Origin of the sequence: Sphingobacterium sp. 2149, assembly GCF_031455655.1 — a bacterium.
Lineage (GTDB): Bacteria > Bacteroidota > Bacteroidia > Sphingobacteriales > Sphingobacteriaceae > Sphingobacterium.
Genome location: NZ_JAVDTD010000012.1, coordinates 114,374 through 137,351 on the forward strand (window position 1 = coordinate 114,374; position 22,978 = coordinate 137,351).

At 40.0% G+C, this 22,978-nt stretch carries 19 protein-coding genes; 8 read left to right on the forward strand and 11 right to left on the reverse strand.

All coding sequences use genetic code 11. The annotated features are described in order from the left end of the window. Window positions 1–19: 19 nt before the first annotated feature. From J2X77_RS17870 to J2X77_RS17885, 4 genes are all read right to left on the reverse strand, one after another. On the reverse strand, window positions 20–763 hold the full coding sequence (locus J2X77_RS17870; RefSeq protein ID WP_046673148.1) for a DeoR/GlpR family DNA-binding transcription regulator: 744 nt from the start codon (window positions 761–763) through the stop codon (window positions 20–22). Between the two features lie 65 nt (window positions 764–828). Further along, entirely contained in the window at window positions 829–2,139 is a 1,311-nt protein-coding gene (locus tag J2X77_RS17875; RefSeq protein ID WP_209578413.1) for a hypothetical protein, read from the reverse strand. 120 nt (window positions 2,140–2,259) lie between these two features. After that, window positions 2,260–2,985 carry a YebC/PmpR family DNA-binding transcriptional regulator gene (locus J2X77_RS17880; RefSeq protein WP_209578414.1) on the reverse strand — a complete coding sequence of 242 codons (726 nt, stop codon included), beginning with the start codon at window positions 2,983–2,985 and terminating at the stop codon, window positions 2,260–2,262. A gap of 2 nt (window positions 2,986–2,987) precedes the next feature. Further along, a complete protein-coding gene (locus tag J2X77_RS17885; RefSeq protein ID WP_209578416.1) occupies window positions 2,988–3,935 on the reverse strand; it encodes an NAD-dependent epimerase/dehydratase family protein in 948 nt (315 codons plus the stop codon). Window positions 3,936–4,509: 574 nt separating this feature from the next. Between J2X77_RS17885 and J2X77_RS17890 the strand changes: the two genes are divergently transcribed. Continuing rightward, window positions 4,510–5,499: an aspartate-semialdehyde dehydrogenase gene (locus J2X77_RS17890; protein WP_209578418.1), complete on the forward strand. Its 990-nt coding sequence runs from the start codon at window positions 4,510–4,512 to the stop codon at window positions 5,497–5,499. 120 nt (window positions 5,500–5,619) lie between these two features. Here J2X77_RS17890 and def read toward each other — a convergent pair whose 3' ends face one another. Continuing rightward, window positions 5,620–6,846 carry a peptide deformylase gene (gene def, locus J2X77_RS17895; protein WP_209578420.1) on the reverse strand — a complete coding sequence of 409 codons (1,227 nt, stop codon included), beginning with the start codon at window positions 6,844–6,846 and terminating at the stop codon, window positions 5,620–5,622. Window positions 6,847–7,475: 629 nt separating this feature from the next. Between def and ruvX the strand changes: the two genes are divergently transcribed. Beyond that, entirely contained in the window at window positions 7,476–7,889 is a 414-nt protein-coding gene (gene ruvX, locus J2X77_RS17900; protein WP_209578422.1) for a Holliday junction resolvase RuvX, read from the forward strand. Between the two features lie 48 nt (window positions 7,890–7,937). Next, window positions 7,938–8,366 carry an rRNA maturation RNase YbeY gene (ybeY, locus tag J2X77_RS17905; RefSeq protein ID WP_209578424.1) on the forward strand — a complete coding sequence of 143 codons (429 nt, stop codon included), beginning with the start codon at window positions 7,938–7,940 and terminating at the stop codon, window positions 8,364–8,366. Between the two features lie 144 nt (window positions 8,367–8,510). On the opposite strand, the gene J2X77_RS17910 is transcribed toward ybeY, so the two are convergent. Next, entirely contained in the window at window positions 8,511–8,930 is a 420-nt protein-coding gene (locus J2X77_RS17910; protein WP_209578426.1) for a nucleoside-diphosphate kinase, read from the reverse strand. A gap of 280 nt (window positions 8,931–9,210) precedes the next feature. Here J2X77_RS17910 and J2X77_RS17915 point away from each other — a divergent pair, with 280 nt between their 5' ends. The 5 genes from J2X77_RS17915 to galK all read left to right on the forward strand — a co-directional run bounded on the left by J2X77_RS17915 (window position 9,211) and on the right by galK (window position 14,732). After that, window positions 9,211–10,059, forward strand: a complete 849-nt coding sequence (locus J2X77_RS17915; RefSeq protein WP_209578428.1) for a 4-hydroxy-3-methylbut-2-enyl diphosphate reductase — start codon at window positions 9,211–9,213, stop codon at window positions 10,057–10,059. An 80-nt stretch (window positions 10,060–10,139) separates the two neighbouring features. Then, a complete protein-coding gene (gene hemH / locus J2X77_RS17920; protein WP_209578429.1) occupies window positions 10,140–11,174 on the forward strand; it encodes a ferrochelatase in 1,035 nt (344 codons plus the stop codon). A 12-nt stretch (window positions 11,175–11,186) separates the two neighbouring features. Further along, window positions 11,187–12,461, forward strand: a complete 1,275-nt coding sequence (locus J2X77_RS17925; RefSeq protein ID WP_209578431.1) for a metallophosphoesterase — start codon at window positions 11,187–11,189, stop codon at window positions 12,459–12,461. A 68-nt stretch (window positions 12,462–12,529) separates the two neighbouring features. After that, window positions 12,530–13,609 carry a UDP-glucose--hexose-1-phosphate uridylyltransferase gene (locus J2X77_RS17930; protein WP_209578433.1) on the forward strand — a complete coding sequence of 360 codons (1,080 nt, stop codon included), beginning with the start codon at window positions 12,530–12,532 and terminating at the stop codon, window positions 13,607–13,609. Further along, the gene (galK, locus tag J2X77_RS17935; RefSeq protein ID WP_209578434.1) at window positions 13,581–14,732 is read left to right on the forward strand and encodes a galactokinase; all 1,152 of its coding nucleotides are present in this window, start codon (window positions 13,581–13,583) and stop codon (window positions 14,730–14,732) included. Before J2X77_RS17930 ends, galK begins: the two co-directional genes overlap by 29 nt. Before the next feature lie 83 nt (window positions 14,733–14,815). Here galK and J2X77_RS17940 read toward each other — a convergent pair whose 3' ends face one another. The 5 genes from J2X77_RS17940 to J2X77_RS17960 form a co-directional block, all read right to left on the reverse strand. After that, on the reverse strand, window positions 14,816–16,006 hold the full coding sequence (locus J2X77_RS17940) for an aminotransferase class I/II-fold pyridoxal phosphate-dependent enzyme (protein ID WP_310081869.1): 1,191 nt from the start codon (window positions 16,004–16,006) through the stop codon (window positions 14,816–14,818). A gap of 199 nt (window positions 16,007–16,205) precedes the next feature. Beyond that, window positions 16,206–19,541 (reverse strand): transcription-repair coupling factor, encoded by a 3,336-nt coding sequence (mfd, locus tag J2X77_RS17945; RefSeq protein ID WP_310081870.1) that lies wholly within the window; start codon window positions 19,539–19,541, stop codon window positions 16,206–16,208. A gap of 293 nt (window positions 19,542–19,834) precedes the next feature. Then, window positions 19,835–20,419, reverse strand: coding sequence for a hypothetical protein (locus J2X77_RS17950; RefSeq protein ID WP_209578439.1), 585 nt, complete (start codon window positions 20,417–20,419; stop codon window positions 19,835–19,837). 80 nt (window positions 20,420–20,499) lie between these two features. Continuing rightward, a complete protein-coding gene (locus J2X77_RS17955) occupies window positions 20,500–21,792 on the reverse strand; it encodes an HAD-IB family phosphatase (RefSeq protein WP_310081872.1) in 1,293 nt (430 codons plus the stop codon). A gap of 174 nt (window positions 21,793–21,966) precedes the next feature. Further along, window positions 21,967–22,938 carry an NAD-dependent epimerase/dehydratase family protein gene (locus J2X77_RS17960; RefSeq protein WP_209578443.1) on the reverse strand — a complete coding sequence of 324 codons (972 nt, stop codon included), beginning with the start codon at window positions 22,936–22,938 and terminating at the stop codon, window positions 21,967–21,969. Window positions 22,939–22,978 lie beyond the last annotated feature (40 nt).

Consider the following 22,978-nt stretch of genomic DNA (forward strand, 5'->3'; position numbering starts at 1 on the left):
AATTAAATGAGCGGCAATATTAAAGTATTGCAATTGTATTCGCAAATTCTTTTAGGGAAACATCAGTCGGATTGACATCGGTAATCAAATAAGAGATATCCCTTAAAGGGACGACTTTCATTTTCTGAACAGAATTTAATTTTTCAGCGATACTCAGAATAGCTACCTTTTTTGAACATTTAATCATGGCGCGTTTGATTTGTACCACTTCCCAGTCCGAGTCAGTAACCCCGTCTTCTACGGAAAGAGAATTTGTTCCCAACAAACAAAGATCGACTTTAAGATCGGCCAATTCATTGGCCACTTGAGCTCCAGAAACAATGTTTGTGTTGCGTGAAAGCTTTCCGCCGACCAAAATGACTTCCAGGTTTGGTTTTTCTGCCAGTTCTAATGCAACTAACGGGCTTATGGTGAAAAATGTACACTGAAGGTGATCGGGTATTGTTCTTGCCAATTCAATTAAGGTTGTCCCGCCGCCGACTAAGACTGTCATGCCATTTGAGATTAATGTGCTTGCTTTCTTGGCAATTTCTTTTTTTGCTTCCTTGGCATACACATTCCCATCCTGGAAGGGAAATTGAAAAGATTTGGATAATGCTCCACCATAGACTTTTAAAACTTTACCGTTCTCGGCGAGTTCGTTTAAGTCTCGTCTGATTGTATCCTCAGATACATTCAGCTGGACACTTAGATCTGAAGATAAAACTTTGTTATGTAGGTTAATCTGATGTATAATGAATGCTTGTCTTTCTTCCTTTAACATTGGTCTGTGGTTTTTAATCGGAATTTAAAAATTAATTGAAAAAATCACTCTAAATGTAGTGAAAATTATTCTTCCTTTTTGTCAATTTTTGTTAAGCCAGCTTTAAACCGTGGTTTGAAGCCCGTGGGTTTACTGGTTGCAGTTTGCTGTTCTTCAGTGCTACGGTTTTCGGGCGCTTCGGGCGCTATTGCCGGAGTCTGCTGTGTGTCTGAATCGTCGTTTTTTTGTTCCGCATTTACGACTTCTTCTGACTTGACTTCGGCTTTCGGTGCGGCCTGCGGCGCTTGTTCGGAAGTTTCTGTTTTCGTCACCCCCGCTTTAAACCTCGGCTTAAATCCTGTTGGTTTGTTGGCAACAGGTTCTTGGGTATCCGAATTGTTATTTTCTGGTTCAGCGTTTATAGTTGTTTCTGAACTGATTTCCCCTATTGGTGCGGCCTGCGGCGCTTGTTCGGAAGTTTCTATTTTCGTCACCCCCGATTTAAACCTCGGCTTAAATCCTGTTGGTTTTGGTGCCGATGGAGTAGCTTTGTCAGTTGTTTCTTCGGATGCAGGAGTAGTTGCTGCTGTGTCAGGAGGTTTAGTGACTCCGGCTTTAAACCGCGGTTTGAATCCTGTTGGTTTGTTGGCAACAGGTTCTTGGGTATCCGAATTGTTATTTTCTGGTTCAGCGTTTATAGTTGTTTCTGAACTGATTTTATCTATTGGTGCGGCCTGCGGCGCTTGTTCGGAAGTTTCTGTTTTCGTCACCCCCGCTTTAAACCTCGGCTTAAATCCTGTTGGTTTTGGCGCCGATGGAGTAGTTTCGTCAGTTGTTTCTTCGGATACAGGAGTGCTTGCTGCTGTGTCAGGAGCTTTAGTGACTCCGGCTTTAAACCTAGGTTTGAATCCTGTTGGTTTTGGCGCCGATAGAGTAGTTTCGTCAGTTGTTTCTTCGGATACAGGAGTGCTTGCTGCTGTGTCAGGAGCTTTAGTTACTCCGGCCTTGAATCTCGGCTTAAATCCTGTAGGAGCAGAGTCAGTCTCAGTTTTAGCAGAATCAGGTGCTTCGGTGGTTTTACCCTCATCAACTGCAGGTGTAATTGCAGCTTTGAACCGAGGTTTGAAACCCGCCGGCTTTATCGCCTTCGAACCAGAAGTCTCCGTTGGAGTATCAGTCACGGCCTGTTTTACTGCAGGTTTTGCGGCTGGAGTTTCTTCCTCTTTCAGGTGGAAGCTTTTTCGAAGCTTATTGAACCAGAACTTCTTGCTGTGGTCAAAGCTTTTTTCTCCCATCGCAGAATAATGTGCTTTGAACTCCTCAAATAAAGGTTTATCTGCAGCTTGTAAAGCTTTTAAATCAATTTTCTTTTTTATGAAAAATTCTTCAAAAGTCATTCTGATACGAGTTTGATTTAGTCTATTACAAATGTAGTAATTTTTCTGACGGGGCTAGACGGTGTTTTAAACAAAAAAGAGCGACTAGCGCTCTTTTTTGTTATTTGACAGATTCCTTAACTATGCCATATTATGGTAAACAGCTTGAACATCATCATCTTCTTCGATTTTATCAATCATCTTTAAGACATCCGCTGCTTGTTCTTCGGTAATATCTGAATGCGATAAGGCGATGCGTTCCAATTTCGCAGATTTCACCTCAATTCCTTTCTCTTCCAGTAATTTTTGCATATTACCAAAGTCTTCAAAAGAAGTTTGAACGACAGCAACATCATTGCCCTCTTCATCAGATTCCACGTATAATTCTTCTAAGCCCCCATCGATCAACTCTAATTCCAACTCTTCTAAGTCCAGTTCTTCTGTTGCAGCAAAACGGAAAATGGATTTGCGGTTAAAAATAAAATCCAGTGATCCTGTTTTTCCCAGTGAACCGCCAGCTTTCGTAAAATAGCTGCGAATGTTTCCTACAGTTCGGTTGGTATTATCGGTAGCAGTTTCAATTAAAACAGGTACACCATGAGGGCCATAGCCTTCGTATACATATTCTTCATAACCCTTGGAATCTTTCTCTGAAGCGCGTTTGATTGCAGCTTCAATACGATCCTTGGGCATATTAACAGCCTTGGCATTGTGTATTGCTGTACGAAGTCTCGAGTTGGTTTCGGGATGAGGGCCGCTTTCTTTAACCGCCATAGCGATTTCTTTACCTAAACGTGTAAATTGAACGGCCATTTTGGCCCAGCGTTTGAATTTCCGCTCTTTTCTGAATTCGAAAGCTCTTCCCATTGTTATATTTTGTTTTTAAGATTTTCAATCATGTCGACCGTCATCTTTTGGATGTCAAATTCTGGCGTCCAGTTCCAGTCTTTTCTTGCATAGGAGTCATCTAGACTAGCAGGCCATGAATCGGCAATCTGTTGTCTCGGATCGTTCTCTACGTAAGAGATTGCAAAATTAGGAAGAATTTTTTTAATTTCTTGTGCAAGTTCTTTTGGAGTAAATGTGATACCTCCAAGATTATAACTGTGGCGAATGCTTAGTCTTTCTTTTGGTGCATCCATTAATTCGAGTGTACCCCGAATGGCGTCCTCCATGTACAACATCGGTAATGCTGTGTTTTCAGATAGGAAGCAAGCATAGGAACCGGTTTTTAATGCTTCATAAAAAATGTCTACCGCATAATCCGTTGTACCGCCCCCTGGTTCAGTTTTCCAAGAAATGATGCCGGGATAACGGAGGCTGCGAATATCAAGACCACGATGTTCTTGATACCATTCAATGAGGCGCTCGCCTGCAAGTTTGCTGATACCATAAATTGTGTTTGGATCCATTACACAATATTGTTCGGTATTATTTTTTGGAGAATGCGGTCCGAAAACGGCAATTGAGCTTGGCCAAAATATCTTCGAAACTTTATAGCTCACAGCTAAATCAAGAACATTTAATAAGCCATTCATATTCAATTCCCAAGCTTTTTCAGGGTACTTCTCTCCTGTAGCCGAAAGCATAGCCGCTAGTAGGTATACTTGAGTAGGTTTATATTGTTGAAATAATTTCTCAAGTCCATTTTTGTCAAGAACATTAGCGATTTCGAAATTTTCGTCAGGGCTTTTAATCTGTGGTTCTCTAATGTCAGTGGTTACAACATTCTCTGCACCAAACTTTTTGCGCAATGCGATAGCTAATTCTGTGCCGATCTGGCCATTTGCACCAATGATAATAATGCTTTCTTTCATTTGTAAGTTTAATTTATGAAGCTACTACTTTTACCATCTTGAGTATCCATGCTCAACAGTATAAAGGAATCGCTCCGCTCATTTGTTCCCATCGATTAGGACAGGATCTAGCCTGACATAATTTACGTTTCATCGTGTAATGAAAATGAAATTTCAACCATGGCGGTTTATGATGCAAATATAAAGGCTTTTCAGTATCTATCAACTGCGGGATGCTGGATGATGTGTGTAAAAAACGTTAATTTATAGACTCTTGGGGCTGTTTTTATGAGATTTTAAACTGTTTCAATCGTTTGTTCTTTTTTTTTGAATAAGCAGCGAAAATTTTTACTTTTTTTGAATTGCTTTAATATTAATTTTTATCGGCTGGTAAGTGATGTAGAGATCGTTCTTCGGCAATTAGCGCCAATAAACTCTAAATGTTGTGACATTTTTATTAGAGGGACTAATATTTTGTTATTTTAATAGTGAAATTGCTGAATATTTTTTAAATTTGAAGAATTCATTCTTCGAGAATCAACTAAAACAAAATCAAATAACAAATTTTATATACACAATTTAAACACAGACAAAAATGAAAGTGGCAGTAGTCGGCGCAACAGGCCTTGTAGGTACTGAAATGCTAACCGTGTTGGCGGCGCGAAATTTCCCAGTAACAGAATTAATTCCAGTAGCTTCAGAGCGTAGCAAGGGTAAGGAAATTGAATTCAAGGGAAAGAAGTATAAGGTGGTGACTCCATCTGAGGCTATTGCTTTGAAACCTGATGTTGCTTTGTTTTCCGCTGGCGGTGATACATCGAAAGAATTTGCTCCTAAATTTGCTGAAGCTGGAATTACGGTGATCGACAATTCTTCGGCTTGGCGTATGGATCCTACAAAAAAACTGGTAGTTCCGGAAGTAAACGGTGATGTGTTATCTGCTGACGACAAGATTATTGCAAATCCAAACTGTTCGACGATACAAATGGTAGTGGCATTGAAGCCATTACACGATAAATATAAAATTAAGCGTGTGGTAGTTTCGACCTACCAATCTGTGACAGGTACGGGTGTAAAAGCCGTCAACCAATTAATGGATGAGCGTGCCGGAAAAGATGGTGAGAAAGCTTATCCTTATCAGATTGATCTCAATGTAATCCCTCATATTGATGTTTTCCAAGAAAACGGCTATACAAAAGAGGAGATGAAAATGATTCTTGAAACAAATAAAATCATGCGTGATGATTCTATTAAAGTCACTGCAACGACAGTGCGCATACCTGTAATGGGTGGACACTCTGAGTCGTTGAATATCGAATTTGAAAATGACTTTGATTTGAATGATGTACGTGCAGCTTTAGCGGCACAAAGCGGTTGTATCGTTGTTGACGATCCATCTTCACTGCAATATCCGATGCCGAAAGATGCACATGGTAGAGATGAAGTGTTTGTAGGACGTATCCGTCGCGATGAATCTCAACCAAATACCCTTAACATGTGGGTAGTAGCGGATAACTTACGTAAAGGTGCTGCAACCAACGCCGTTCAAGTAGCCGAGTTATTAGCTGAAAAAGGATTGATCTAACTCAAGTAGATTCCATAATAAATATGGAGCCCTCATGATAACGTTCATGGGGGCTCTTTTTTATAAGCTATTAATAATTTAGGGCACTTACTGGTTGACTCTGAATCGTGTCCTAAAAGATTACGGCATCAATGTGCTGGGCTTGATAGAAAACTCAATCTTATCATTTAATGGGGAGTATGCTTCTTTACTTTGCTCTTCGAGTCGATCCGGAAACAAGATCCCGAAGAGATGATCGGTTTCGTGTTGAAAAATAACAGCAGTAAAGCCTTCGATATTTTCTTCGATCACTTTCCCTTCTTTATTGATGTATTGCAAGCGGATCGCGTAACTCCTCAATACGTCTTCTTTACGGTTAGGAATAGAAAGGCAACCTTCGGCACCCGTACGTTTTAATTTGGAGCGCCATAGAATTTTAGGATTGATATAGAACTCAAAAGGTTGATCTGGTTTGTCAAATCGCTGTACCCAGATTAGATTTTTATTTATACCGATTTGTGGCGCAGCGATGCCTACACCCGGGTGATTGGGATCACGTACCGTCGCAAACATTCTTTTGGAAAGTGATTCAATCAATGGGTCGTTGTATTTGACATCAGTGCATGTCGCTTTTAAAACTTTCAGATCTTTTTCGTCCGTTGTCTGCAATACACGAAGAATTGCATTTTCACCTCCAGATGAAATGATTTTCTTGTCGGCAGCACTGAATTCCTGGCCTGCATTAAGATTGACCGGCCTTTCGTTTTTTGACTTATGAAATGCTTTTTCTCCTGCCATAATTTTTGTTTCTAAATTGTTTTCAACTGGGGGAACCGGACAACGGTAACCGTTACTATAAGCGCAATAGGGGTTATATGCTTTGTTAAAATCTATCTCAACGTTGTCCCCTTTTATATCGTCTGTGGATAGATCAATATATCGGCCACCACTATAACTTTCCTGGCCATTTGTTAAATCTAAAAATGGCAAAAATAAATGCTTTTTGTATGCAGGGTTTTGAAATAATGCGACGCTTTGGTAGACATTCAGTACACGTTTTTTACCTTGAAGGATAAATGTTATGATTCCGTATCTTTTGTATTCATTGCTTGTGCCGTCGTAGGTCGGCATCCGAAAAACTGGTTCATCAAACAGAATATCAATTTTGCCCTTGACTTTGTAGCTGACGTCTACAGGAAAGTAATCCAAAAATGCCACTTGATCTGATTTCAATGGACCATATTGTTCTTTCGCCAATTCAGCGGCTTTTTCTTCACGAAGAGTGGTAATGTATTGCTCGTATTTAGTTTGTGCATGCGTATTCAAGCATAAGGCCAACAGGAAACTGGCGACAAGTGTTCTTTTCATTTGTTTAAATATCTTTCTGTCCGATTTTTATGATTTAATACTGTGCCACTTCTTGCCAACATTAGAATGTGACAAAGCGTAAAGGAAGAGATTATAGTTTCAAAAATCAATATCTTTTGTCGTAGCAAAATCGACAATCAAAGTTATTACTTGATTTCGATTATTCAAAACGTTGTTTTTCATTGTTTAACACCATTGTGCCCAATCTTAATGAGTTGAAATTTGACGTATTCAACCATCCATTTCCATGCAATAGCTGTGTTCATTTGCCCAGTGAGTAAATTTCGCTCTCAAGATCAATGTCTTCAAGCTTAAAATCGTCATTGGGATTTGATGAGGTATACAATGATATAGTAAAGATCTGTATGTTCCTACATTACCTTAGGATTTGTATAGCTATAAGTTAGATTTTAGTTAGGGTTTACTTAGGTTTTACCTATACTATACCTAAACTAACCCTAACTAAACCCTAAACTAAACCTAAGTAAACGTGGAACTAAATAGGACACAAAAGAACGTTATTTTAGTGTAAATAATTTAATCCGATTATGTTAACGTATAAATGGAACTTCATGCATATATCTCCCAATACTCATATCTAAATTGTACTTTTGTAAAAAAACATATCCATGAGACTGATGGCATTTGATTACGGTACAAAACGAATAGGGGTTGCAGTGACCGATCCAATGCAAATTATTGCGACGGCATTGACGACTGTACATCCGGAGGATATCTGGACATTTCTAGCAGCGTATTTACAGACAGAGCAGGTAGAAACTTTTGTTGTCGGCAAGCCGCGTCAGTTGGATGGTACCGACTCTGAATCCGCACAGCATGTTGTCGGTTTTATTCGAAAACTTAAAAAGACTTATCCAGCCATTGCTGTCGCTGAAATAGATGAGCGTTTTACTTCTAAAATGGCTTCTGCAGCGATCGCGCAAAGTGGGAAAAAAAAGAAGGACCGTCAACAGAAAGGGTTGATTGATACCGTGTCTGCAACAATCATTTTGCAAAGCTACATGGATAGCCGCAATTTTTAGATACACAACGACTAATACGTCAAACAAGAATGAATAAAAAATAGAAGGATGAAGAGCATATTATTTTTTACCGAGGATACGGATTTCAAATTAAAAGAAAAGGGAAAGATTCGCCAATGGATTGCTGATGCCATCAAAGGAGAAGGATTTAAACGTGTTGGCGAATTGAGCTTTATCCTTTGCTCGGATGCTTACTTGCTTGAAATCAATAAGCAATATTTAAATCACGACACCTATACTGATATCGTTACTTTTGATTCTTCCGAATATGATGACACTATCGCCGGCGATATTTTTATTAGTGTGGAGCGTATTCAGGAGAATGCTGAAAAGTTTAAGGTTGATGTGCGTGACGAGCTTCACCGGGTTATTATTCATGGTGTCATGCACCTGTGCGGTTATCCCGATAAAAAACCGGCAGATAAAGCCAAGATGACCGCCAAAGAGGATGAGTATCTTGATAAAAGAAACTTTTAAAGATTCCTACGCGGCTTTTTAAACTGCGACTACTGGTATGAGAACGGAATTGAACGCTGGAGCTTGTCGAGAGAGTGGAGGGCAAAACATAAAAAAAGGTCTTTACAAATTTTGTAAAGACCTTTTTTTATGTTGTTCTAAAGATTAAAATCTTTCAAATTGCGAGAAGAAGAAGTTACCCTCGATAGCAGCATTATCATCTGAATCAGATCCATGAATAGCGTTTGCATCGATTGATTTTGCATATTTATTACGGATTGTGCCTTCAGCCGCGTCAGCAGGGTTAGTTGCACCGATCAGTGTACGGAAATCTTCAACAGCATTGTCTTTTTCCAAGATGGCAGCAACGATAGGACCTGAGGTCATAAATTCCACCAATTCACCATAAAAAGGACGCTCTTTGTGTACTGCGTAAAATGCACCAGCTGTCTCTTTAGAAAGTTGAATGTATTTCATTGCGATGATTTTAAAACCACCAGCAATGATATCGTTTAAGATTGCACCGATGTGACCGTTCGCTACAGCGTCAGGTTTGATCATCGTAAAAGTTCTGTTAGTTGCCATTATTTTAATTTTTATGCAAAATTAGATAAATTGCATTTCATATGCAATATCCTTACGATTCATATACACACAATTCTTGATAAACTTAATAGGCTCTTACGGGTGAAATCTTTCTGTTTCACTTCCGATCGCTATTGATGTTTAGATAAATGTTTCTTTCTGATCCGTTACAATTGACTTTTTTTGTGCAGACGGTAACAAGCTTTACATTTTATCGATTGTATAAAAGTAAAAGAACAATTGATCTAAGTTCAATATGAATATGTAACTTTGTGATATTATGGCATTAAATCTAACAGTAGACATCGATAAGGATTCAGGCTTTTGCTTTGGAGTAGTATACGCTATTGATATGGCGGAAGAGATCTTGGAAGAGGATGGTTATCTTTATTGTTTGGGTGATATTGTTCATAATGATGAGGAAGTTGCTCGATTAAAAGCAAAAGGTTTACGAATTATAGATCATGCTGCTCTGCCCACTTTGAGCAATGAAAAGGTATTGATCCGTGCCCACGGTGAAGCGCCAGATACCTATCGTATTGCTTTGCAAAATAATATTACTTTGATAGATGCCTCTTGTCCAGTAGTCCTTAAATTGCAGAACCGTATAAAGACGTCCTTCGATCAAAAGGAGAAGATTTTGATTTTCGGTAAGCATGGACATGCTGAAGTGATTGGTTTACAGGGGCAGACGAATAATGAAGCCTTGGTTTTTCAGGATCTTTCTGAGCTGGATCAAGTCGCGTTGCCATCTTCATTTACGCTATATAGCCAGACAACAAAAAGTGTGGATAAATTTTATGCGATCAAAGACGAGCTTATCAAGCGTGGGTATGAAGTGAAGGCAAATGACACTATTTGTCGCCAGGTCTCCAATCGATATGAAGATCTGGGTGCTTTTGCGAAACAATATGACAAAATCGTTTTTGTGTCAGGCAAAAAATCGTCCAATGGAAAAGTGCTGTTTGAAGTCTGTCAAAACGCAAATCCAGCAAGTTATTTTATTTCTGATCCAGCCGAATTGGATGCATCGGTCTTCGCTGAGAACGATCGTATTGGTATTTGTGGTGCCACTTCAACGCCAATGTGGTTGATGAAAGATGTAAAGGCAACTTTAGAAGCCTTATAAGAGCAATTACCCGTCACAGATATTTCATAATTCCAAGGTTTAGATCCCTGGTGTATTCTTTTTGTGTAGCTTTGTAAGCTATGAGCAATAAAGGCAAAAAAGGTATTCTTTTGGTACAATTGGGTACACCTGATAGTCCCACTACTCCTGATGTTAGAAGATATTTAACGGAATTTCTAATGGATCCGCGTGTAATTGATATCCCTTACGTCCAACGAACCTTGTTGGTAAAAGGAATTATAGCACTGACACGTGCTCCGAAATCCGCAAAGGTATACAAATCAATCTGGGATAAAGAAACTGGATCACCTTTGATGCATTATAGTATCTTGCAGCGTGACCTGCTTCAGAAAGCGTTGGGAGATGAATACCATGTGGAACTGGCGATGCGCTACCAGAATCCATCGATTGAGTCTGCTTTGAAAAATATGGAAGGTCTATTGTTGGAATCTATTCGGGTCATCCCTTTATTCCCTCAATATGCCTCAGCAACATCGGGATCAGTGATAGACCGTGTTATGGAATTGATTCGCAAATGGAATTATTTGCCAGAAATCAGTTTTGTGAGCAATTTTTGTACTAATGATTTAATGGTAGAGACCTACGCAGATCATGCCCGCAGGCATGATTTAGAAAGTTTTGATCATTTTGTTTTTAGTTATCATGGCCTTCCTGTGCGGCAACTTGGAAAAGTTGATCCTACAGGTCAGCTAAAATGTCCCGAATCAGGCTGCGAGTCCTGTAAAGCGACAGTTAATTCATACTGCTATCTTTCTCAATGTTATGCAACAACACGTGCTATTGCTACCAAACTAGGTTTAAGAAAGGAGCAATATTCGCAGTGCTTTCAATCCCGTCTGGGTAAAGAACCCTGGATACAGCCTTATACTTCCGATTTATTGCATGATCTTGCCGCCAAAGGATGTAAGAAATTATTAATTTTCAGTCCTGCCTTTGTGGCAGATTGTATCGAGACCATTGATGAAATTGGCGTGGAATATGCTAATGAATTTAAGCAGTTGGGCGGAGAAGAAGTGTGTTTGGTAGAAAGTCTTAATGATGATCCCAAATGGATTGAATCTTTAAAACAAATGGCACTCAATGCCAAAAATTAAAACAGGTAAAAGATGTTGTTAATAAACGCGTGTGTATTACTCCTATTAGATTTTTATATTTTCTTTGCGCTCCGTGCAACGAAGATTAAGTTCCCCAAAACAAAAGTATTTTCGATCTTGTGGTGGTCTTATTCTGCTTTGCTTCTATTAGGTGTCTTTATCTCCGCAAAATATAGTATTCCTTTAATCGTAAGGTCGGTTATCTTGGTGGCCTTTTTTCTAACGGCGGCATCCAAGATATTTTTCTTTTTGATTTTGTTAATTGATGATATCCGACGTGGTGGTGTATGGGTAAAACGTCTTTTTGCAAGGAAGAAATCAGTCGAGGATTTGGTCGAAGATGCCGGGGACCCTTTACCAGAAAATCCAGTCAAAGGAATTAGCCGATCGGAGTTTTTGACCAAAGCAGGTATTCTAGTTGGCGCCTCGCCCTTGATACCGCTGAGCTGGGGTATTATTTCAGGAGCTTACGATTATCGTGTCAGAAGAGTTCCTTTGTATTTGCCTAATTTGCCGAAGGCATTTCACGGTATGACGATAGCGCAGATATCGGATGTGCACTCTGGATCTTTTTACAATAAGAAAGCTGTCAACGGAGGGATTGATATGCTATTGAAAGAAAAGGCTGATGTGACGTTTTTTACTGGTGATATTGTGAATGCACAAGCTTCCGAAATGCGCGGTTATCAAGATATTTTTGCACGTGTAAAATCTGATTTAGGCGTATTTTCTACACTGGGTAACCATGATTATGGCGACTATTATTATGGTAAAGAAGATTCTCCTGCAAAGCGCAAGAACCTCCAGAATGTGATCGATGTTCATAAAATCATGGGCTGGGATCTTTTAATGGATGAAAATCGTAAAATTAAAGTAGATGGGGAAGAACTTTGTATCGTAGGCGTTCAAAATTGGGGTACAGGCCGTTTTCCGAAGCATGGTGACATTCAGAAAGCTTTAATGGGCACCGAAGAACAGCCTGTTAAGTTATTGTTGTCGCATGATCCTTCTCATTGGCGCGCTCAGGTATTGGACACAGATGTGGATGTGATGTTTGCCGGTCATACGCATGGTATGCAATTTGGTGTCAGGTCTGAAATGTTGCAATGGAGCCCGGTACAATACATCTATAAAGAATGGGCGGGATTGTACCGTGCAAAACAGAATAAACGACTTTATGTCAATGTTGGCTATGGCTTTTTAGGTTATCCGGGACGTGTTGGTATTCTTCCTGAAATTACCATATTCGAATTGTTAAAAGCGCAGGACCCGAAGTTTAAAGCATAAAAAATCCCCTTTGACTTTTCAGTTAATATAGCTATAATTGTGTATTCTGTACACCAGTTATACATGACATGCAATCAACTTTAAACTTTGGGGACTCTCCCCACACACGCGTTAATATTCTTACCGGGGAAAAAGTACTTGTGTCTCCGCATCGTAGTAAAAGACCATGGCAAGGACAAGTGGAGGGTCTTCCGGGAGATAATAGGCCTGAATATGATCCAAAATGTTACTTGTGTCCCACCAATCAACGGGCAGATGGCGATATTAATCCAGATTATAAAGAAAGTTTTGTCTTCGTGAATGATTTTTCTGCTTTACTCCAAGATACAAGCCAGCAAGAATTTAATGAAGATGAATTATTTGTAGCCGAAACCGAAAGAGGAATCTGTAAAGTAATTGCATTCACGCCCCGCCACGACCTCACTCTGCCAGAAATGGATCAAGAGGCAATAAAAGCTGTGGTAGATCTTTGGCAAAAGGAATTTGTGGATCTCTCCAAGGTTGAATGGATCAAATACATTCAGATTTTTGAGAATAAAGGTGCAATTATGGGATGCAGTAACCCACATCCACATGGACAGATTTGGTCACAAAACCATTTGCCTGTAGAAATTCAAAAAGAATGTGTTCAGCAACAGAAGTATTTCGATAAATATCAGCGCACCATCCTGTCAGATTATGTTAAAGCTGAACTAAGTAAGGAAGAACGAATTATCGATGAAAATGATTCATTTGTTTCCTTGGTTCCTTTTTGGGCGGCTTGGCCTTATGAGACGATGATCGTCAGCAAACGGGCTATTCAGAATATTGCTGGCTTTGACGATAAAGAAAAGGCCGATTTTGCGGCTATACTCAAGCTTTTGACGACACGTTACGACAATCTTTTCAAGACATCTTTCCCTTATTCCGCTGGAATGCATCAGGCTCCAGTGAATGACGGCGAACATCCCGAGTGGCATTGGCATATGCACTTCTATCCACCACTGCTGCGTTCTGCAACGGTGAAAAAATTTATGGTCGGCTATGAGATGTTAGCAAACCCCCAACGTGATATTACACCAGAAGTTGCCGCTGAACAGTTGCGAAATTGTTCGACAATACATTATAAATCTAAACAAGATGATAACAAAGGATACAATAGTAAATAAATTTAAAGAGCACTATCAAGAAGAGCCGCTTGTGGTTTCTTCGCCTGGACGCATTAATATTATCGGCGAACATACCGATTACAATGATGGCTTTGTATTGCCTGCAGCGATTGATAAGGCAATTTATGTTGCTGTAAGTAAGCGATCGGATGATACGATCGTATTGTATGCAGAAGACTATCAGGAACGGCACGAGGTGAAAATGGCAGAGATTGCTATTTCGGAAAAACATTGGCCAAACTACATCCTCGGAGTGGTCGATCAGTATCAGAAACGCGGAGCAGTATTAGGTGGATTTAATCTTTATATCGATGGTGATGTGCCGCTAGGAGCAGGCTTGTCATCTTCAGCGGCTGTTGAATGTGCGGTTACCTTGGCCCTCAGCGAATTGTTCAATCTGCAGGTAGAACGACTTGATATTCCCCAGATCGCGCAGAAAGCTGAACATACTTACGCTGGCGTGATGTGTGGTATCATGGACCAGTTTGCGTCTGCTTTTGGTAAAGAAAAAAATGTTATTAAGCTGGATTGCCGTACGTTAGGGTTTGAGTATGTTCCGCTTGATCTGAAAGGATATGAAGTTGTATTATTGAATACCAACGTAAAACATTCATTGGCTTCTACCGCTTACAATACACGCCGAGAGCAGTGCGAGCAGGCCTCTGCGTGGATACAGGAGAAATACCCTGAAGTCAAAAACTTACGTGACGTAACTGTCGAGATGCTGGATGAATTGGTGAAAGAAAAAGATGCCGATATTTACGCTAAAGCAAGCTTTGTTGTCCGTGAGAATGAGCGCGTCGAAAAGTCATGCGATGCACTACGTTCTGGCGATGTTGTTCAGTTGGGGCAATATATTTTCGAAAGCCACGAAGGTTTAAGCAAAGTATATGAAGTCAGTTGTGCGGAACTGGATTATTTAGTGGATTATGTCAAGCAGTTTCCCGAAGTGATCGGAGCCCGAATGATGGGCGGCGGCTTCGGCGGCTGTACGATCAATATCGTTAAAGAAGGTGTATTACCTTCAATTTTGCCAACACTCGAAAAGGAGTACAAACAGAAATTTGATAAAGAACTCTCTGTGATTCAGGTCAGGATTGCGGATGGTACAAGGGTATTGTGATTGGATAGTATTAAAGAGGGGGATAGCAAGTTCATGTTATCCCCCTTTTTTGTTCTCCGCGATAACGATCTAATGGATAGATCCTAGTTAATCTGGTCCAAGGCTTGTTTTAAGTCGGCGATTAAATCATCGATATGTTCGATCCCAACGGAGATGCGTAGCATTCCAAGTGTGATTCCCGAAGCTTCTTTCTGTTCCTTTGTATGATGGCGTCCCCACATACTCGCAGGGTGTACAATAAGGGATTCAACACCACCTAAACTGGCAGCATTGATAAATATGTGCAAGCCATTGATGAGTTTCTGTGCATTTAAAAATGCCTTCTCCTCATCTTTACCATCAACATCGATGCAAAGCATGCCCGAAAAGCCTTTCATTTGTTGGGCTGCAAGCTCATGTTGTGGATGGTTGGCTAATCCAGGGTAACTGACTTTTTTGATTTTTGGATGTTGATCCAAAAATTCGGCCAGCTTCAGCGCATTGGTATTGATCTGTTTGACCCGTAGACTTAGCGTTTTTAATCCGCGTAACAATAACCAGGAGTCAAGCGGTGCAAGTGATGCCCCTAAAGCGACAGACCGTTTCCATACACGCGCAATATAGTCTCGTGTGCCGCACACGATACCTGCAGTGAGATCACTATGTCCACCCAAATATTTCGTAGCGCTATGTACAACGACATCAATTCCAAAATCTGTCGGTGTTTGGTTAATGGGGGAGGCAAAGGTATTATCGACCATGCTCTGAATCCCATGCTTTTTGGCGAGTTCTCCGATCGCTTTTAGATCCGTGATATAGAGATTGGGATTGGATGGAGTCTCTATATATATCAGCTTGGTATTTGTCTGAATAGCTTTTTCAAAAGCTGAAACATCTGTTTGATCCACAGCAGTAACTGTAATGCCATAATCCGTTAAGAACTCCTTAAAGAAAATAGCCGTTCCGGAATAATGTGCATGTTGGGCGACAATATGATCTCCCGATTTAACGATGGCCAATATGGCCGTACTGATCGCTGCCATACCAGTTGCAAATACCAGTGCATCCTCGGTTTTTTCCAACTTCGCTAAGATGGTAGCCACTTGACTATTCGTTGGATTGCCATGGCGATGATAAAAATAAGGATGCTTTGGTTCGGTAGCGGCTTTAATATACTCCATTGGATCTGGGTCGGCAACGTAGGTTGATGTCTGAAAAATTGGAGTGGTTACTGCAGATGTCTGGTTGAATTGCTGTCCTTCATGAACGAGGATCGTTTCAGTATTGCTTGTCATGCTAATGGTGTTTATTGATGCTTATGATGCCTTATTCCTCCATAACAAGATTGCTCAATAGCGAGAGTAAGTAAATTCCCATTTGTGTGGAAGTACTTTTGGTACTATTCGGAACGAATAAGGTGTTTCCTGCATACCAAATATAAATAAAATCTACAGATGGAGTAGATTTTATTTATACGCGGGGTATTTAAATATCTTATAACATTTCTCTCAAGAGGTTCAGTGCATATCCAATGGTATTCACATTGTTCAACGCCAAACGGAGCTGGCCTTTAACTTCTTTCAGGTTGCTAATCTCTGGATGGCTTTGTACAAAAGACAGTACGCGGCCGAATTGATCTGACTCAAAGTAGCTTGATTTAGGATTACTTACAAAGTAAGCTTTCAGCGTATGTTTTTTGTAAGCTATTTTTTCGAAGCCGATCGTTTTACCAAACCACTGCAGACGGAGTGTATTGAATAATTCAAACACTTCACGTGGAATAGGGCCAAAGCGATCTTCAAGCTCCTGCTCAAAGGCTGCCAATTGCTGCTCGTTTTCCAGTTTGGAGAGTTCGGTATACAGATTATATCGCTCCGTAATATTTGTCACATATTCGTCGGGAATCAATACCTCGAGGTCTGTGTCAATCTGTGTAAAGGACACATATTGTCGTTCTTTTTCATCGGCAAATACTTCCGAGAATTCGTCTTCTTTCAGTTCCTGAATGGCCTCGTCTAAGATTTTATGGTACATTTCGAAACCGATTTCGGCAATAAAACCCGATTGTTCGCCTCCTAGGAGGTTTCCCGAACCGCGTATATCCAGATCGCGCATGGCAACATTAAATCCAGAGCCCAGTTCAGAAAATTCTTCTATCGCCGAAAGTCGTTTGTAAGCCTCCGGTGTTAAGGTTGACAATGGTGGACTGAGGAGATAACAAAATGCTTTCTTATTGGAACGACCAACCCGACCGCGCATTTGGTGTAGATCGCTCAGACCAAACATATGCGCGTGATTGATAATGATCGTATTGGCATTTGGAATATCAAGACCTGCCTCAATAATCGTTGTTGCGATCAAGACATCAAAATCATGGTTGATAAATTTGAGCATCACATCCTCAAGTTCATCGCCTTCAAGCTGGCCATGAGCCACACCGACCCGGGCTCTGGGGACCAGTTTACGGATTAAATTGCCCAGCTGCGGAAGATCCGCCACACGATTATGGATAAAGAATACCTGCCCACCTCGATCAAGTTCGTAGCTGACTGCCTCGCCGATCAATGTTTCATTGAAAACGTGCAGTTCTGTCTGTACAGGCTGCCGGTTGGGGGGAGGAGTGGAGATAATACTTAAATCGCGGGCACCCATCAATGAAAAGTGCAATGTCCTTGGAATTGGTGTTGCTGTCAGTGTTAGCGAATCTACATTCGCACGCATAACTTTCAATTTTTCCTTTACAGCAACGCCAAATTTCTGCTCTTCATCAATAATCATCAGGCCGAGGTCTTTGAACTTAACATCTTTGCTGACTAGACGATGGGTACCGATAATAATGTCTATTTTTCCTTCGGCAAGCCTTGCTAAGGTATCTTTAATCTGTTTGGTCGTTTTAAAACGGTTGATGTAGTCTATATTGCATGGAAGACCTTCTAGTCGCTCCGAAAATGTACGGAAATGCTGCAATGCAAGAATTGTCGTCGGTACGAGTACGGCAACCTGCTTACTGTCTGCTACAGCTTTGAAAGCCGCACGGATGGCAACTTCCGTTTTTCCAAATCCAACGTCCCCACAGATCAATCGGTCCATTGGATGTGGAGATTCCATATCTTTTTTTACATCGGCAGTAGCTTTCTCCTGATCGGGCGTATCCTCATAAATAAAGGAGGCCTCCAATTCATTCTGTAAGTAGCTATCCGGTGAAAAAGCATTTCCGTGCTGTGCCTTTCTTTTGGCATAAAGCATGATTAGGTCACGCGCAATATCTTTTACCTTTTTCTTGGTCGTCTTCTTCAGTTTGTCCCAAGCATCGGTCCCGAGTTTGTTCATTTTGGGAACCGTACCCTCCTTACCGGAATATTTGGAAATACGGTTTAAAGAGTTGATGTTCACATATAAAAGATCATTATCTGCATAGATCAGACGGATCATTTCCTGGGATTTACCATTGACATCCACTTTTTCCAAACCTCCATATCGGCCGACACCGTGGTCAATATGGGTAATAAAATCGCCTGGTTTGAGATCCCGTAAATCCTTCAGTGTAATTGCCTGCGAACGTTCGTAAGCTTTCTTGCGTTTATATTTATAATAGCGGTCAAAAATTTGGTGATCTGTGTAGCAGGCCAACTTTAAACTGTCATCTCTAAAACCTTCGCGTAAAGCTTTATGAATCGGGATGAATGTTGCCGATTTGTCGAGATCTTCTAGAATGGTATAAATACGCTCAACCTGTTTCGTTGAATCTGAAAAGATAAGATTTTGGATGCGTTGGTCTTCATTCTCCTTGAAATTATGGATTAAAAGATTAAAATCTTTATTGAAAGAGGGTTGCGGATGGATATCAAACTTGAATGTATTCTCCGCTTTATAAAAGAATTGTTTGCCGAATTCAATAATTGGGAACTCAAAAAACAGCGCATTGAGGTTTTTTTCGTCTGTAAATTCGTGGGCTGGATTATGCCATTCGGGGTTGTCTTTTTTCTGCTTATCGTTCAATCCTGCCCATAATTTTTCCGCCTTCTTTATGCCCTCTCTAACAATATCTAAGGTGAATTGAGCGTCTTTTATCCAGATCGTGGCGCCCTGATCAATATATTCTAGCAGCGAAATGTGCTGTGATGTCAAGAACTTGGCCTGAACGTTAGGAACAATGGTTACTTTGTGGATCTTTTTGACGGAAAGCTGCGACTCAATGTCAAATGTCCGTATGCTTTCAATATCGTCGCCAAAGAATTCAATACGGTAAGGAAGATCGTTCGAAAAAGAAAAGATATCGACGATGCCTCCTCGTATCGCGAACTGCCCAGGCTCATACACAAAGTCTACACGATCAAAATCATATTCAATCAAGAATTCATTGATGAAATCAATACTTAAAGCGGTATTCTCTGTTATCTCCAATGTATTCTTATCCAAATCACTTCGGTTGATTACTTTCTCCGCAATAGCTTCCGGATACGTAACCACCATTTTAGGTAACTCTGAGGTATGGTTGAGTGAACTTAACGTCTCTGCACGCTGTAATACGTTGGCAGAGTCGGTCTGTGTAAAATCAAATGCTTTTCGATAAGACGAAGGAAAAAAAAGGACCTGTTTATCCAGTAGGCTTTCCAGATCGCTTAAAAAATAAGATGCGTCTTCATGGGTCGGTAAGATAAACACCATTGGACGTTCCTGTAAGTTGTAAGAAGATACGGCTATAAATGCATCCGATGATCCAATAAGTCCTTTAAGCTGAATTTTCGGATTTTTGGATTGCATAGCCTTGGTTAGCGACTGGATGGATTCGCTTTGGCTGTATTTTTCTAATATTTCTTGAATTCCCACGAGCAAAAATTTCGAATAATTGCGAATTTAGCGAAATACTATTAAGTATTGGGTATGAAGTGCTAAATTTTTTGGTAAAAAAATAGCAGACTTGCTCGTTATGAAAGGTGTGGCTTTTGTATGGATTGAAGTGTATAACCGATGACTCCGGGCGGACATTTATCTCGCTAGGTAAAAGGTATAGGCGAAAGCGAGTAAAACTAGCAATGTAGCTAGGTAAATTAATTTATATTGCTCGTAAGCAGTAACATGAAAGGATCCAATTTTAACGCGGTTTTTGCTATTTCTCATAATTAATTTAGGTCGATATCAATCTTCTGTTCACTAATATAGCTTTTTAGCGTCGTATTACCAAAGGTATCCAATGTATTTTGGAAATCTTCCCGATAGTCGAACTGAAAGTCCTCATGAAGTTTGCTGTATTTGCCCACCGCATGCTTTATACGTCCTGTTATATATTTATGTAATTTGTGCGCAGCAGATTGATAAGAGGAATCAAAAAGTCTGTCGTAATCCACGATCGTTCTTTTCAGGATATAGATTCTAAATTCCACCTCACTAACTTTATCCTTAGTGACTTTTTCGTGTTCATTGACCAGCCCACTCGCCTGTTTGACAAGTTTACTAAGCGCAATAAAATTACTGTGATGTGGCGTATTGCCAATCTGGCTTATACTAGTATCGAACAGTTGTGCCAGTTGCTTGCGTAGTTTTTCAATACGTTCCTCTAAGTCATCTGCATTCTCCAATAATTGGAAATGCAATTGTTTGATCAGCATTTTATCCTTGCTTATCAGACGTACGAGAAGCTTGTCTTTCTCCTTTTGGGGCAAGTCTAGGACAGCCTTCTTTAATTCGGGATCCTGATGTAAGGACATAACGCGTTTTTTTTTGTGAAAGAGAGCGATTGAAATATAAATCAGGCACCGCTATGGGGAGCCTGATTTATAGCAATCGTTTAATATAAGATTCTAAATTTTATTGTATTCTCGATCTGTTTGAGTTGTTTCAAAAGATCTTTATCGTATTCTCCTTGTATATCTGTTACCGCATATCCGATATCGCTTTTGGTCATTAGAAATTGGGCAACAATATTAATGTTATTTTGAGCATATACCTTATTGATTTGAGCCATGATTCCAGGAACGTTTTTATGGATATGGAGCAATCTGGTTACCTGTTTCACTTTGGGTAAAATCAGATTCGGGAAATTACGGCTAAGGTACGTGTCGCCATTATTAATGAATTCAGCCATTCGACGAGGAATAAACTCTGAATTCTTCTTTTTATTTTTCTTGTCGTCGAAAACGACAATACCTTTGGCGTTACAGATCTCCTTATTAATGTGACCTTTGATATCGCCCAAATACCCGATCGTTTTTAATTTGTCAGCTTGCTGAAGCAGCTCATCACTGATATCAATATTGCCGCCCAATAGTAGCATACCGACATCTTTGATGTACTTTTCTTCAATGGTATCCTTTATCCGGATTGAAAAGCCGTCTCTTTTTAAGATATGAGCTGCTATTTCTGGTACCTCGCCTACGATCAAACATAGGATACGATTCTTGGGATAGGATATTGCACGGGGAAGATCATTGACATAGAGGAACTCATCAAAACTTGGTGTAATGAAATCGGCTTTTTCAGTCACGCTTTTACGTTGGATATTCTCAGTGAATGCAAAAAACTTTTCAATTAACCCCGACTCTTTTAATTGGAAATCGGAATATCCGTCGCCAATGCCAAATAACCTTCCTTCAATTTTTAATTGTCTCAATAATTGCACTTTTCCACCTTCATTTGACAGTGGATTCTCTTCGTCAAAACCGATAATATTGCCTTCATCATCGAATCTGAATGTGTTGGCATAGATATTTTCCGTCTTTATATGGTAAGGGGTAACGACAGGTGTAATAAACTCTTTAAAACCTCCTGAAACAATCCATGCGGTGTCAGCGTTTTTTTTGAAGAATTCACGATTTCGCGAAAAAGAGGTTGATACTTTCTTTTTAAGATGTGAAACAAGTTTATCCAGATGAGTTTTATTCGCATTTAAGAGCTTTACGCGGCCAGCCAAAGCTTCGCGAAAAGATAGTTTACCCTCCATCGCGAGATTGGTATACCGCTCGATTTCGAGGTAGATAGCCTCGCGATCGGGGTGATGTTCCAAAGAGATTCTTGCAAGTTCATCAAGTGCTTCTACTTGCGTAAATGTACTATCAAAATCAATGATGTAATAGTTTTTCATTGTATTATTTTTTTATGAAACAATGGTGAATAATGCATCCAAATACTGATCTTCCCTATCGGTATTTCCCTTAAAAACATATTGATTAAGGGAAATAAAAAATAGTTAAGGGATCGTTATAGAATGTCTGTTACGCACGATGAATCAAGGTTTGGTTGTTTAATATGTTATAGTTTACTGTTTGTTATATAATGCTGCAATTTCTTTTAAGGTTTGTTCCAAAGGACGATAACTGTGATTAAGAAGTGCTTGGATTTTAGCATTGGAATAGTGCAATTTAGCACTGGAAGCAACTGCCGTCTCTTTTGTTAAGGTTGCATTTGATTTTTTAAATATGGAAAGCAAGCTGGATACTGTAGACGCAATTTGAAGCATGGTCTCTGACACTTCGATTGTCGGTTGAGGCTTGTTCATTAATACACTCGCCACACTCAAAAGGTCTTTGTTGCTAATATTGAGATTATTGATGATATAGCGTTCCGCAGTAACATCTTCTCTTTCCATCAGCTGAATCATGATTGAAGCAACGTCTTCTACATCAACAACGCCAACGCTTCCTGTTGGGTAAAATCGTAAGCCTTTATCGATCATCGAAAATATAGCTCCAGAGCCTTTATCGCTAGCTGAGGCCCCTAAAATTACAGAAGGATTGACAATAACTGCATTCAAACCTTCTGTTATACCGCGCCACACCTCCATCTCTGCCTGATATTTGGATAGCGAATAGTTAGATGTCAGTGAATTGTGTTCCCATTGATCTTCTTCGGATACAGAAATGTTATCCCTATTTGTACCCAAAGCGGCAATAGAGCTTACATGTAAGAGACGAATGCCCTTTTCAAGGCAAAGGTTGACTACGTTTGTCGTTCCTTCAACATTCACCTTAAACAGTGATTTAGCATCCTTTTTTTGGTAGGAAACCATTGCAGCGCAATGATACACTTTGGTGACTCCTTCGAGAGCATCCTTGAGTTCAAAATAGTTGTTGATATCTGCGTCGACCCACTGAATCAAAGAAGAAGATAACAGCGGGGTGGGAATAGTCGATTGAGCTCTTTTAATGGCAATTACGTCAATTCCTTGGTCTATCAACTGCCTAATTAGTGTAGACCCTAAAAAACCTGTTCCTCCAGTTATTAATATCACTTGATAAAGATACTGTTAAAAATAATGTTTTCAAAAGTTA